The organism is Nonomuraea terrae (assembly GCF_044465245.1).
In the GTDB taxonomy this organism is placed as follows: domain Bacteria; phylum Actinomycetota; class Actinomycetes; order Streptosporangiales; family Streptosporangiaceae; genus Nonomuraea; species Nonomuraea terrae.
This window is the reverse complement of sequence record NZ_JBITLL010000001.1, coordinates 19,830-32,867: the sequence shown is the minus strand read 5'-3', so window position 1 is coordinate 32,867 and position 13,038 is coordinate 19,830. Positions and strand designations below refer to the sequence as shown.

Annotated in this window: 13 protein-coding genes; 3 read left to right on the top strand and 10 right to left on the bottom strand. The window is 70.6% G+C overall.

Features of this window, described 5'->3' with window-relative positions; all coding sequences use genetic code 11:
- Position 1 precedes the first annotated feature (1 nt).
- The gene (locus ACIBP6_RS00160) at positions 2-1,636 is read right to left on the bottom strand and encodes a serine/threonine-protein kinase (protein WP_397047239.1); all 1,635 of its coding nucleotides are present in this window, start codon (positions 1,634-1,636) and stop codon (positions 2-4) included.
- Between the two features lie 236 nt (positions 1,637-1,872).
- On the opposite strand from ACIBP6_RS00160, the gene ACIBP6_RS00155 reads away from it, so the two are divergent.
- Entirely contained in the window at positions 1,873-2,253 is a 381-nt protein-coding gene (locus tag ACIBP6_RS00155) for a thioesterase family protein (protein WP_397047237.1), read from the top strand.
- Here the strand turns inward: ACIBP6_RS00155 and ACIBP6_RS00150 are convergent.
- The 7 genes from ACIBP6_RS00150 to ACIBP6_RS00120 form a co-directional block, all read right to left on the bottom strand.
- Positions 2,243-2,455: a biotin/lipoyl-binding carrier protein gene (locus tag ACIBP6_RS00150; RefSeq protein WP_132621947.1), complete on the bottom strand. Its 213-nt coding sequence runs from the start codon at positions 2,453-2,455 to the stop codon at positions 2,243-2,245. The two genes, ACIBP6_RS00155 and ACIBP6_RS00150, sit on opposite strands and share 11 nt — an antisense overlap.
- A gap of 42 nt (positions 2,456-2,497) precedes the next feature.
- The gene (locus ACIBP6_RS00145) at positions 2,498-3,853 is read right to left on the bottom strand and encodes an acetyl/propionyl/methylcrotonyl-CoA carboxylase subunit alpha (protein WP_397047235.1); all 1,356 of its coding nucleotides are present in this window, start codon (positions 3,851-3,853) and stop codon (positions 2,498-2,500) included.
- A 132-nt stretch (positions 3,854-3,985) separates the two neighbouring features.
- Positions 3,986-5,278, bottom strand: coding sequence for an HD-GYP domain-containing protein (locus tag ACIBP6_RS00140; protein ID WP_397047233.1), 1,293 nt, complete (start codon positions 5,276-5,278; stop codon positions 3,986-3,988).
- The gene (locus tag ACIBP6_RS00135; protein WP_397047231.1) at positions 5,275-6,630 is read right to left on the bottom strand and encodes an HD-GYP domain-containing protein; all 1,356 of its coding nucleotides are present in this window, start codon (positions 6,628-6,630) and stop codon (positions 5,275-5,277) included. The genes ACIBP6_RS00140 and ACIBP6_RS00135 overlap by 4 nt, the downstream gene beginning before the upstream one ends.
- A 220-nt stretch (positions 6,631-6,850) precedes the next feature.
- Positions 6,851-7,792: an NAD-dependent epimerase/dehydratase family protein gene (locus tag ACIBP6_RS00130; protein WP_397047229.1), complete on the bottom strand. Its 942-nt coding sequence runs from the start codon at positions 7,790-7,792 to the stop codon at positions 6,851-6,853.
- A 10-nt stretch (positions 7,793-7,802) separates the two neighbouring features.
- Positions 7,803-8,072, bottom strand: coding sequence for a mycothiol system anti-sigma-R factor (gene rsrA / locus ACIBP6_RS00125; protein WP_132621935.1), 270 nt, complete (start codon positions 8,070-8,072; stop codon positions 7,803-7,805).
- The gene (locus ACIBP6_RS00120) at positions 8,069-8,674 is read right to left on the bottom strand and encodes a sigma-70 family RNA polymerase sigma factor (RefSeq protein WP_111184069.1); all 606 of its coding nucleotides are present in this window, start codon (positions 8,672-8,674) and stop codon (positions 8,069-8,071) included. The genes rsrA and ACIBP6_RS00120 overlap by 4 nt, the downstream gene beginning before the upstream one ends.
- Before the next feature lie 237 nt (positions 8,675-8,911).
- Here ACIBP6_RS00120 and ACIBP6_RS00115 point away from each other — a divergent pair, with 237 nt between their 5' ends.
- Positions 8,912-9,652: a class I SAM-dependent methyltransferase gene (locus ACIBP6_RS00115; protein WP_132621933.1), complete on the top strand. Its 741-nt coding sequence runs from the start codon at positions 8,912-8,914 to the stop codon at positions 9,650-9,652.
- A gap of 1 nt (position 9,653) precedes the next feature.
- On the opposite strand, the gene ACIBP6_RS00110 is transcribed toward ACIBP6_RS00115, so the two are convergent.
- Both ACIBP6_RS00110 and ACIBP6_RS00105 read right to left on the bottom strand, forming a co-directional pair.
- Positions 9,654-9,986, bottom strand: coding sequence for a TraR/DksA family transcriptional regulator (locus ACIBP6_RS00110; RefSeq protein ID WP_397047226.1), 333 nt, complete (start codon positions 9,984-9,986; stop codon positions 9,654-9,656).
- A 152-nt stretch (positions 9,987-10,138) separates the two neighbouring features.
- Entirely contained in the window at positions 10,139-10,885 is a 747-nt protein-coding gene (locus ACIBP6_RS00105) for an SOS response-associated peptidase (protein ID WP_397047224.1), read from the bottom strand.
- Positions 10,886-11,287: 402 nt separating this feature from the next.
- Between ACIBP6_RS00105 and aroA the strand changes: the two genes are divergently transcribed.
- On the top strand, positions 11,288-12,625 hold the full coding sequence (gene aroA, locus ACIBP6_RS00100) for a 3-phosphoshikimate 1-carboxyvinyltransferase (RefSeq protein WP_397047222.1): 1,338 nt from the start codon (positions 11,288-11,290) through the stop codon (positions 12,623-12,625).
- The last annotated feature ends 413 nt before the right edge of the window (positions 12,626-13,038 follow it).

The window sequence follows — 13,038 nt, the reverse complement described above, 5'->3', positions numbered from 1 at the left end:
CCTACTGCTGCGGCTTGGTGGGCGTGGGGGTCGGGCTGGGCGGCGGGGAGTCCTCGGGGCAGACGCCGTCCACGACGGCCAGCACGACCGTCCTGCCCGGCTCCACCATCGTCCCGCCGGCCGGCGAGGTCTTGTCGATCCTGCCGCAGCGCGTGCCGTTGGTGGTGGACGTCTGGTCGTCGAGCTTGTACTCCAGACCGGCCTTCTCCACCAGATCCTTGCCCGCGTAGAACGACATGCCGACCACCTTGGGCACCGCGACCTTCTTGACCGTCGGTGTCGGCGAATTCGTCGGGGTTTTCGACGGCGACACGGTCGGCGAGGGGCTCGTGCTGGGCGTGCTGGTGGGGGTCTTCGTCGGCTCTTCGGTGGGCTTCGTGGGCCTGGACTCCGCGGGAGACGGCCGCTGCTGCGTCCTGGTCGGCTCGACTGACCTGGTGGGCTTGGTCACGGTCGGCTCGGGAGGCGGCGGCTCGGCGGTGGGCTCGTCTTTGTCATTCCCCAAGTACGACGCGCTGACCGTGGGCTCCGGCGTTCCGCCGGTCATGCCGGTGAGGGCGACCGCGGTCGCGCCCGCGCCGAGCACGACGGCCGCCGCGATGCCCGCGATGAGCCCGGTCCTGCGCGATCCCTTGGCCGCGCGCCGGCTTACGCGCCGCTCGGACAGCGTGGTGTCCTGCTGGGCCATCCGCACGCCGGTCTCGTAAGGACTCGGGACGTGCTGGCTGCCCTGGTGCTGGTACGCCTCGGGCGGCGGCGGCATGGTGGCGCCGGTGGTGGGCGCCACGGGCGCAGGAGGCGGTTCCGGCGCGGTGGGGACCTGCCCGGAGGCGATCGCGCGGGCCGCCTCGCTCATGGCCCGCGCACTCGGGTAACGCCGCGCGGGGTCCTTCGACAGGGCGATGTCGACCAGCGTGCGGACCGCCTGCGGGATCTCCTGCGGCAGTGGTGGCGGGGCCTCACGGATGTGCTTGAGCGCGATCGTGACGGGGCTCTCACCGTCGAACGGCCGCTGCCCCACCAGGCACTCGTACGCGACCACGCCGAGCGCGTAGATGTCGACCGCGGGCGTGACGGGCGCGCCCTCGGCCTGCTCGGGAGCGCAGTAGGCCGCGGTGCCGAGGACCATGCCGGCGTCGGTGAGCCGGTTGGCCATGTCGGAGCGGGCGATGCCGAAGTCGGTGAGCACGAGCGTGCCGTCGCGCTGCACGAGCAGGTTGCCCGGCTTGACGTCGCGGTGCACGATGCCCTGGTCGTGCACGGCCTGCAGGGCCGAGGCGGCCTGGGCGATGAGCTCCATGGCGGCCTGCGGCGGGATACGGCCCAGCCGGCCCAGCAGGCGGTCGAGCGGCTCGCCGTCGACGAACTTCATCACCAGGTAGACGGTGTCGCCGCTCAGGCCGTAGTCGTAGACGTCGACCACGCCGGAGTGGTTGATCGTGGCCATCGCCCGCGCCTCCGCCTGGAAGCGGGCGACGAACCCGGGGTCCTGCATACGGCCAGGGAGCAGCACTTTGACGGCGACGGTGCGCGCCAGGACGATGTCCTCGCCGCGCCACACCTCGCCCATGCCACCGGCGCCGATGCGGGTGTCCAGCCGATACCGCCCCGCCAGCGTCGTCCCTTGGGCCACCATAATTCCCCCGCTACCCCCCTACCTCTGTAACCTCTGCCGCCGCGCGGATCTCCAACAAAGCGGAGTTTTGTCGCGGTGAGGTAACACAGTGGTCACGGAACTCAGAGAGTGTACGACTCACCTGTCTCACATGCCACTAAAAATGCCTCAAGCCGTACAAAGCCTATCCTGGGGCCTTGCACCCGCACTTGTCCGCGTTTCCCGGAAGTCAACCAGCGGCTGAGTAGGCTCATTCCATGACGCTCGTTCCGGGGCTGCGCGCCCAGTCGGTGATCGTGGTCGAGATGGACGACACCGCCAAGAAGGTGGGCAGCGGAGACGTGCCCGTGCTCGCCACGCCGCGGCTGCTCGCGCTGGCCGAGGCGGCGACCGTCCGTGCGGTGCGGCCGCACCTCGCGCCGGGCCAGACCTCCGTCGGCACCAGGGTGGAGCTGGAGCACATGGCCGCCAGCCCGCTCGGCGCCCGTGTCCAGGTGGGCGTCGAGCTGACCGAGGTGACCGGGCGCAGGCTCGTCTTCGCGTTCGAGGCCCACGACGAACGCGCCGTCGTGGGCAAGGGCACGATCGAACGCGTCGTGGTCGACCGCGCCGCGTTCGTCGCCCGCGCTACTCGATGACCGCGATCAGGTCGCCTTCCTGGATCACGTCTCCCTCGGCGACCTTGAGAGCCGTCACCACGCCGTCGTCCTCGGCGATCACCGGGATCTCCATCTTCATCGACTCGAGGATGACGAGCGTGTCGCCGTCGGAGACGGTGTCGCCCTCGCTGACGACGACCTTCCACACGTTCGCCACCATCTCCGCGCGTACCTCAGCCACCGGAACTCCCCTCTTCGAAATGAACCAACAATCTCATGCCGCCTAGGAGCGCATGCGCGCGACCAGGCCGGTGTCGTAGTCGCCGGTGACGAACTCGGCGTTCTCCAGCAGCTCGGCGCAGAACGGCAGGTTGTTCTTGGGCCCCTCGACGGCGAACTCGGCGACCGCCTTGCGCCCCTTCTCCAGCGCCTCGGCCCGGTCGGCGCCGTGGACGCAGAGCTTGGCCATCAGCGGGTCGTAGAACGGCGTGACGGTGTCGCCCGCGGCGTAGCCGGAGTCGACACGGACGCCGTCGCCGGTGGGCTCGTCCCAGACCTTGATCACGCCGGGGCCGGGGAAGAACCGCTTCGGGTCCTCGGCGTAGACGCGGAACTCGATCGCGTGCCCGCGCGGCTCGGCCGACACCTCAGGGCTCTCGCCCGCGGCGACGCGCAGCTGCAGCTCGACCAGGTCGAGCCCGGTGACCAGCTCGGTGACGGGGTGCTCGACCTGCAGCCGGGTGTTCATCTCCAGGAAGACGAAGTCCTGCTTGTCGGCGTCGACGAGGCACTCGACCGTGCCGGCGCCGAGGTAGCCGACGGCCTCGCCGGCCCGCACCGCGGCGGCCAGCATGCGCTCGCGCAGCTCGGGCGTGATGCCGGGCGACGGGGACTCCTCGACGACCTTCTGGTGGCGGCGCTGCACCGAGCAGTCACGCTCGCCCAGCGCCAGCACCCTGCCGTCGGGCAGGCCGAGGATCTGCACCTCGACGTGACGGGCCCGCTCGATGTAGCGCTCAAGGAGCACGGCGGGGCCGTCGAGGGCGTCGCCGGAGAAGCGGGAGGCCGCCCTGGCCGCCTGCTCGTACGCCTTGGCCAGGCCCTCGTCGTCGTGGGCGACGCTCATGCCGATGCCACCGCCGCCGCCCGCGGTCTTGACCATGACCGGGTAGCCGATCTGCTCGGCGGCCTTCAGGGCCAGCGACAGGTCGGTGACCGGCTCGCGGGTGCCCGCGGCGACCGGCACGCCGGCGGCCTCCATGAGGTTGCGCGCGTTGATCTTGTCGCCCATCTTGTCGATGGCCTCGGGCGACGGCCCGATCCAGATCATCCCGGCGTCCATCACGGCCCGCGCGAACGCGACGTTCTCGGAGAGGAAGCCGTAGCCCGGGTGGACCGACCTCGCGCCGGTCGCGCGTGCGGCCTCCAGCACCTTGGCGGTGTCGAGATAGCTCTGCGCCGGGTTGGCCGGGCCGAGCAGCACCGCCTCGTCGGCCTCGCGGACGAACGGCAGGTCGGCGTCGGCCTCGGAGTAGACCGCGACGGCACGCAGGCCCATCCGCTTGACCGTGCGGATGATCCGCCGCGCGATCTCCCCTCGGTTGGCGATCAGAACGGGTCCGAGCGTCTCAGTAAGCACGCCGACCACCTTACGGCCGGTGACGCCTTGACCCCTTTCCCCCGAAAGCACCGATCCGGCGAGTCTGATCTGTAGGAACCCCACAAAAGTGAACGGCGGGAAACCCGGCAGACGTGTCGCCGACTGTAGGGCTCAGACGCGCCCGCGGTCGATGACCCGCCCGAGCGCCTCGATCGCATGCGCATCGTACGCGCCCCCCGACGACAGCCTGATGCGCTCCAGGGCCGCGCCGCCGCGGTCGCGGTCGGTCGAGGGACCGACCAGGTCGTCGTAGGCGTTGGCCACCTTGATGATGCGGCTGGCCAGCGGCGGGTCGTCGGTGATCGAGTCGCACTGCCGCCTGACGATCTCGGCCACCCGGTCGAGCACCCCGGTCTGCCTGATCACCTCGGCGCCCAGGTCGGCGATGCGGCGGGCCTGCTCCGGCTCGGTCAGCACCGTGGCGCCGCCGGGGATCGGGTCGCGCAGCGAGAGCTGGCCGATGTCGTGCATGAGGGCGGCGTACTCCAGCTCCAGCAGCTCGGGCTCCGCCATGCCGAGCTCGCGGCCGATGGCCACCGACAGCCGGCTGACCCGCCGCGAGTGGCCCGGCTCGACGTAGCCGCCGACCTCCGTGACCCGCGACAGGGCGCGTACGGTCTGCAGGTAGGTCGCGCGGATGCCGGCGTATTTCCGGAAGGCCACCTGCGTGACCAGCAGCGGCGCGGCGAAGACCAGCAGCGCCACCAGGTCCATGCTGTGCGTGGCCAGGGCGAGCAGCACACCCGACGAGGCCACGGCGGCGCCCAGCGGGAAGGCCATGTTGATCTCGTCCCGCACGGCCACCCGGAACGCCGTGCGGACCTGCTCGGCACGGAGCAGCGCGGCGATCAGCACGTCGATCAGCAGGGTGACCGCGATGAGCGCGACCATGACCGCGAGCGCCGGCCACCAGGTGCTGGTCGGCGGCTTGGTCAGCTGGTAGAGCGGATCGGCCAGCGGCCGGAAGGCGAACGCCAGCAGCGCGCCGGTGAGCAGCCGCCTGGCCATCGCGTCGAGGCGCGGCGGGCGCCCCACCGCCAGGTGCGGCAGCGCGCCCGCCGCCATGCCGACGGCGATCACGGCCACGACCTGCAGCGCGGAGTGGCGCAGTGGGTTCTGGCTGAGGTCGAGCAGCAACGTGTAGCCGAGCGCGGCGGCGGCGCCGATCGGCGCGACCTCACGGTTGCCCGGCATGGTGAGCCTGGCCAGCTCGCCGACCGCGATGAGGGCCCCGAACCCGACCGCGATCTCCGGCCGGTCGAGCCCCACGGCGGCGGTGTGGGCCACGCCCGCCAGCGCGACCATCCCGGCCGCGCAGATGAGCAGCAACTGCCCCGAGTCGAGCCGGCGCAGCACCGTGTTGAACGGCCGCTCGGTCCGCCTGACCCGCTCCGTAGCGATCATGGCCCCGTCACGACCTGGATGGGCATCGTCGGGTCGTCGTGGTCCTTCAGCGCGGTCGCGGCCACCTCGGGCGGCGGCGGATCGACGCGCCGCGGCGGCTGCCACGGCTCGCGTTCGAGAGCGCGGATGAAGGCCGCGACCATCACCGGGTCGAAGTGTCTGCCGGCGCTCTTGCGCAGCTCCTCCACGGCCTCGCCGACCGGCCGGGCGCCGCGGTAGGAGCGGTCGGAGGTCATCGAGTCGAACGCGTCGGCCACCGCGATCACCTTCGCGAACTCGGGGATCTCGTCACCGGCCAGACCCATCGGATAGCCGGTGCCGTCGTGCTTCTCGTGGTGGTGCATGATCCCGGCGTACGCCTCGTCGAGGAAGCCGATGCCGCGCACGATCTCCAGCCCGCGCATCGGGTGGAGCTGGATCGCGGCGAACTCCTCCTCGGTGAGCGGGCCGTCCTTCTGCAGCACCTTGGTGGGGACGCCGAGCTTGCCGACGTCGTGCAGCATGCCCGCGTAGCGGATCGCGCGCACGCGTTCGACACCCATGCCGATCTCCTGGGCGATCATGGACGAGGCGTGCGAGACGCGCGTGCAGTGGCCCCTGGTGTAGTAGTCCTTCGTCTCCACGGCCTGGCAGAGCGCCGCGATGGTGGCGTCGTAGGAGCGCTGCTGGGCGTGGTACTGGCCGAACGCCCAGCGCGCCACGAACAACGGCACCAGCACCAGCACCGCCGAGATCGACGCCACCGTGGCCCACAGCCCCGCCACGAGCAGCCCGAACGTGCCGTAGCCCAGGTAGGACAGCAGGAACTGGCCGAAACCCCGCATCGGCACCTCGGCGGGCCGCACGTGCGTGGCCAGCGCCACGATGGTGAGGGTCAGGGCGATGTTGAGCGGCACGAAGACGGCCGTGGCGGCGGCGTACGGGCCGATGAGATCGTCGAAGGCGTTGACCTGCGGCACGCCCACCCGGCCGTCGAGCGCCACGTAGACCCAGCCCGCCGCGTAGCCGCAGATGGCGAACTGGGCGCCGTTGAACAGCCGTTTGACCAGCGGCAGCCCAGGCCGAACGCTCAGCACGGCGGTCAGCCCCACGAGCGCCGCGCCGTCGGGGCCGAGCAGCACCACGGCCGCGAGCGAGGCCGAGAAGCTGACCGACACCGCGAACTGCTCGACGGTGAGCAGCGTCGGCATCGACTCGCACACCAGGAACAGCAGCGCGAGCACCAGGAGGATGTCGAGATCCTCCGGGGCCACCGGCGTGCCGGAGACGATCACACCGCGTACGACGAGAGCGGCCACCGCGCCGATCACGGCGACCAGATAGACCCTTGCGGGCCACGGCAGATCACGCATTGCGGCCCTCCACGGCGATCAGGTCCAGGAAACTCCCGGCGGAAGAACCGGGCCGAACATCATGACCACGGCGCCGACCACCAGGATGGCCGTGAGCAACCGGGCGACCATTGAGTTCAACATCCACATGCCTCCACGTCGACTTTGGCAATCACGCTACAGAAGACGACGTGGCCAGATGGGCCGAGTCGGAAATCGCAAGCAAAGCGTAATCAAGCCACTACTTCCGGCGACGCCCTGCGGCCCACTCGACGGTGTTCTTCAGGCCGGTCGAGAGGTCGACGCGCGGCTGCCAGCCGAGCCCTTCGTGGGCCGGCACCGGGTCGACCGCCATCGCCGGCAGGTCGCCCAGGCGCGGCGGCGCGAAGCCGGGCTTGTCGGGGGCACCCGCCGCGTCGGCGATGAGGGAGTGCAGGCGCCGGTCGGTGGTCTGGATGCCGGTGCCGAGGTTGAACCTGCGGCCGTCGCCGCGCTGCCCGCAGGCCCGGACGAAGCCTTCGACCACGTCGTCGACGTAGATGTAGTCGCGGGTCTGGGAGCCGTCGCCGTAGACGACCGTGGGCGTGCCGCCGAGCAGCGCGTCGGTGAAGATCGCCACCACGCCGGCCTCGCCCTCCGGGGCCTGGCGCGGGCCGTAGACGTTGGAGAGCACGAGCGTGGTGTATTCGATGCCGTGCAGCGCGCGGAAGGCCGCGAGGTAGGTCTCGCCGCTCAGCTTGGAGGCGGCGTACGGCGAGCGCGGGTCGGTGGGGGCGTCGCCCGGCACCGGGATCGTCGCCGGGCGGCCGTAGACGGCCACCGAGGAGGCGAACACCACCTTGCGGGCACGGCCCTCACGGGCGGCCACGAGCACGGACGCGGTGCCCTCGACGTTGACCCGGGCGTCGTGCACGGGGTCGGCCACGCTCTTGCGCACGCTGATCTGGGCGGCCAGATGGCACACGACCTCGGGCTGACACTCGGCCATCAGGGCGGACAGCCCCGGGTCGAGGACGTTCATCACGTGCAGCCGGAAGCGGTCACTGGTGGCGGCGCCCGACAGGTTGTCGGCGTTGCCGGAGGACAGGTCGTCGACCACGTCGACCTCGTGTCCGTCGGCGAGCAGACGGTCGACGAGATTCGACCCGATGAACCCGGCACCCCCGGTGACCAACACGCGCATGCCGAGAATCCTAGTCGGCGGTGAGCTCCGATCTCACTTCGGCGATGCGCGCGAGCACCTTGGAACGCAGGTCGGCCGGTACCGGATCGCAGCCGCAGTGCTTGGCCACGAGGTGCTTGATCGCCTTGTCCAGGTCGTATTCCTGCAGACAAGGGCTGCACTCGTCGAGGTGGACGCGGATCTCCGCGACGTCGTGCTCGGTGAGCTCGCCGTCGAGATAGGAGTAGACCTTGTCCAGCACCTCGCTGCAGTCGGTTTCGTGGGGCTTGCCACAGCTCATTTCGATCCCTCCGCCGGGACGAGGCCACGCTCGCGGGCGTAGTCCTCAAGGAGGCCCCGCAGCTGCCTGCGTCCCCTGTGCAGCCTCGACATCACGGTGCCGATCGGCGTGCCCATGATGTCGGCGATCTCCTTGTAGGGGAAGCCCTCGACGTCGGCCAGGTAGACCGCGATCCGAAACTCCTCCGGCAGAGCCGCGAGCGCCTGCTTGATGTCGCCGTCGGGCAGGTGCTCCAGCGCCTCCACCTCAGCCGACTTCAGGCCGGCCGAGGTGTGGGACTCGGCGCGCGCAAGCTGCCAGTCCTCGATCTCCTCGGTGCCGGACTGCTTCGGCTCCCGCTGCTTCTTGCGGTAGCTGTTGATGAAGGTGTTGGTCAGGATCCGGTAGAGCCACGCCTTGAGGTTCGTGCCCTCCTGGAACTGATGGAACGACGCGAACGCCTTGGCGAAGGTCTCCTGTAGCAGGTCTTCCGCGTCCGCGGGATTTCGGGTCATCCGGAGCGCAGCGGAATAGAGCTGTTCGAGAAACGGCATGACGTCGCGCTCGAATCGCTCGCTTCGCTGCTCCAGCGTCTCCGCGCCTGTCGCGGGCACCGGACCCACCCCCCTAAGATCACCGGTGGCCGGCTGTAGCGGTACACCACCGTACTCAGGGGAGGATACCCGCTGACCCACGACTTCCTCGTCAGTGGGTTGGGGGCTGAGCAATGTGAGCATGCTCGTCGCAACACGCCCGCGCCCTTGTCTGTTCCCGCAAGATAGAAGGTACGAAGGACCCGGTGCGGGGAACGTCATAACGTACCGGCTGGTAGCCCTTTACCCGGAACCCAGGAGTCGCGTGTGCTGCCCATTCCGGCCGAGGAACTGAACGGCTCAGGGACGCTCGGGCCGTACTGGACCTTCTACCGCGCCGTCGCCGCCGAACAACTCGACCGCTGGCTTCCCGCCGAACCCTCCGTGGTCCTCGACCTGTCGGGCGGGCGCGGGCGGTGGTCGGGGCAGGCGGCCAAGGCGGGCCACCGGGTGATCGAGGTGCTCGACTTCCGCCGGACCCTCGACGGGCACTCGCGGCTGCACGACGCCGGCCGCGTCCGCCACATACGCGCCGACGACCTGGCGTTCCTGCCCGACGGATGCGTGGACGCGGTGCTCTGCGAGGAGCGGGCGATGTCGATCGAGCTGATGGCCGAGTCGGCGATGAACGACGTGGCCCGCGTGCTGCGGCCCGGCGGGCGGGCGCTGGTGTGCGTCGACTCCCTGGTGCTGGGCATGGCGATCCTGGCCGAGCAGGGGCAGTGGCAGCACCTTCGGCAGACCAGCGAGGTCATGCTCGTGCCGTGGCCCGACGGCAGCATCACGCGCTGCTTCAGCAGCGGGCAGCTGCGCGAGCTGCTCGCGGGCGCCGGGCTGGAGGTCGAGTGGATGCGGCCGCGCACGGTGCTGTCGCCGTCCACGGTCGACCACGTGCTGGGCTCCGACGCGCGGGCGCTCAACTACCTGGTGCGCACGGAGCTGGAGGCGCAGCCCAACGACGACGACACCGTCGGCATCCACCTGGTGGCCAGCGCCCGCAAGAGCTGACTTACCGGCGCCGCTCGCGTTTGCCCTGACACTGGACGCAGCGGGCCGCCTCGGGGCGGGCCTCCAGCCGGCCGGCAGGCACCGGTTCGCGGCAGTCGACGCACTGGCCGTACACGCCTTCCTCGATGCGCTTGATCGCCTCGATCACGGCGTGGCGCTGCGTGGTGGCCACGGTGAGCATGGCCTGGGCGCGGTCGGCGTCGGTCAGGTCGGAGCCGGCGTCCGCCGTCGAGCGGTCGCGTACGGCGACGGGGTCTCCCCGCAGCACCCCGATCGACCGGTCCAGCTCGGCGAGCATGAATTCCAGCCGCTCACGAGCGGTCGTGACGTCCACGACACCGCACCTCCGGTAAATGAGCCGCGGCTAGGACTCCCCGGATGTCCAGCCCGGTTAGGAATGGGGGAGAATTTCCGAGCGACGAACCCCGGGTAAAGGGGACGCATCGCTTTCCTCACCGGATGCCCACGTCCTGCCCTTCTTACACCTTAGAAAAGGGCGGTTTCCTCCACTTCCGGTAGAGGTTTGATGAGGTCCGGGCCATTGTTGCGGACGTTGTTGACGTCCGTGGAGATCGGATGAGCCGTGAGCCGCCCCGATTCCGGCGGCGCCAGCAGCCGCGCGGCCTGACCCGTGTCGGTCAGCTTGGGGTCGAGCCACTCGGCCCAGCGGTCCTGCTCGATCATCATCGGCATTCTGTCGTGGATGCGGCCCAGGTTGTCCTCGGCGTCGGTGGTGATGACGGTGCAGGTCACCAGCCACTTGAGCGGGTCGTCGTCGGCGCGCGACGGATCTTTCCAGAACTCGTACAGGCCGGCCATGGCCAGCACCCCGCCGTCGGACGGATGGATGAAGTACGGCTGTTTCTTCTTCTTCTCGCCCTCGACCGGCATCCACTCGAAATAGCCGTCCGCCGGCAGCAGGCACCTGCGCTTGGCGAACGCCTGGCGGAACGACGGCTTCTCGGCCAGCGTCTCGGCCCTGGCGTTGATCAGCCGCGACCCGATCGACGGGTCCTTGGCCCAGGCGGGCACCAGGCCCCACTTGACGATCCTGAGCTGCCGCACCGCGCGCTCGGCCTCCTTGGGGACGCGGCTCAGCACGGCGTAGACGTTCTTGGTGGGGGCGACGTTGTAGTCGGCGCCGAGCTCCGTGTCGGGGTCGCCGTCCTGCTCGACCTGGAACTCCTCGAGCAACTCGTGCTTCTTGCGCGCCGAGGCGTATCTACCGCACATGACCCCACCTTGCCACGCCGGGCTTTCGCTCGCGTGTTCGTCTCGCCCGGAGGTACGGGGTGGTTTGTAGGGCTGGGTCGTGCGCCGCGAAGGACATGCGGCCAGGCCCACGGGTGGAACATGCGCCGCCACCCGCGAGCAAGGACGATCGCCCACAGTCGCGGGAAGCGTCGTTCAGCCACCGTCCACGGAGATCAAGACTCGGCCGGAGTCCACGGGAAGAACGCTCGGCCACCGTTCACGGGCTTGGCGACTGTCCGGGGGATGACGCTCGGCCTCGGTCCACGAAACTCCGTTCGGCCACAGTTATGGGCAGGGCCGTTCATCCACAGGGACGACAGTGGGGCCACTCGTCATCCACAGGCTGTGACCGCGTCCTGGCACGGCCAGTACTCTTTGACCATGCCCGCGACCACGTCCGCCACCCCGTCCGCACCGCTCTGGCCCGCACCGACGGCGACCGGCCCGGTGACCGCCACCGTCAGGCTGCCCGGCTCCAAGTCGGTGACCAACCGCGCGCTGCTGCTGGCCGCCCTCGCCGACGGCCCCGGTGTCGTACGACAGGCGCTGCGCAGCCGCGATGCCGATCTGATGGTGTCGGCGCTGCGCGCCCTCGGCGCGAGCCTGGTCGCCTCAGGCGAGACCGCCGCAGGGGTCGACTGGCATGTGACGCCGGGCCCGATCCGCGGCGGCGTGAGCGTCGACGCCGGCCTCGCGGGCACGGTCATGCGGTTCGTGCCGCCGATGGCCGCCCTGGCCGACGGCCCCGTGTCGTTCGACGGCGATCCGCACGCGCGCAAGCGTCCGATGGGCCCCATTCTCGACGCGCTGCGCTCGCTGGGCGCGCGGATCGACAACGACGCGCTGCCGTTCACCATCAGGGGGCCGCTGACCGGCGGCGAGGTCACCCTCGACGCGTCGGGTTCTTCGCAGTTCGTCTCCGGGCTGCTGCTGACGGCGGCGCGGTTCGAGAAGGGCATCACGATCCGCCACGTCGGCCCGCCGGTGCCCTCGCAGCCACACATCGAGATGAGCGTGGAGATGCTCAGGGCGGCGGGCGTGACGGTCGACGCCGGCGAGCGCGACGTGTGGCGCGTCGAGCCGGGCCCGATCGCGGCCAGAGACATGACGGTCGAGCCCGACCTGTCCAACGCTGCTCCGTTCCTGGCCGCGGCGCTCGTGACGGGCGGCACGGTGACGATCCCCGCCTGGCCGGTGCGCACCACCCAGGCGGGCGACGCGCTGCGGGACCTGCTCGCCGCCATGGGCGCTACGGTCACCCGCCCGGCCGCCGATTCCGGCACCGACTCGGGCACTGTCTCGGGCACCGCCGACCTGACGGTCACCGGCACGGGCGAGATCCGCGGCCTCGACGCCGACCTCCACGAGGTGGGCGAGCTGACGCCGACGATCGCGGCCCTGGCGGCGCTGGCGACGACGCCGAGCCGCATCCGCGGCGTGAGCCACCTGCGGGGCCACGAGACCGACCGCCTGGCCGCCCTGGCCACCGAGATCAACCGGTTGGGCGGCGACTGCGAGGAGACCGACGACGGGCTCGTGATCCGCCCCCGCGCGCTCCACGGCGGCGTCTTCCGCAGCTACGACGACCACCGCATGGCCACCGCAGGCGCCGTGCTCGGCCTCCGCGTGCCCGGCGTGGAGGTGGAGAACATCGCGACAACCGCCAAGACCCTGCCGGAGTTCGCCCAGATGTGGACAGCAATGCTGGAAGCCAAGTGACCAGCCCCACTGCCCCACCGTTCACCACCATCCTGACCCCGGGCACCACCCCGGCGCCCGGCGCTGCCTCATCCGCGACCAGCAACCCGCCCGCCTCGGACGACGCCAACCAGAAACCCCGATCCCACACCCCGACGAACAACGCCGCTGGACACCCGGCCCAGACCCACCCGGCCCTGACCCACTCAGCTCTGGCGTACTTAGCCCTGACCCTCTCGGCCCTGGCTCACCCGGCCCTGACCCTCTCGGCTCTGGCCCATTCGGCCCTGGCTCACTCGGCTCTGGCTCACTCAGCTCTGGCCCATCCGGCCCTGGCTCACTCGGCTCTGGCCCATTCGGCTCTGGCCCATTCGGCTCTGGCCCATTCGGCTCTGGCCCATTCGGCTCTGGCCCATTCGGCTCTGGCCCATTCG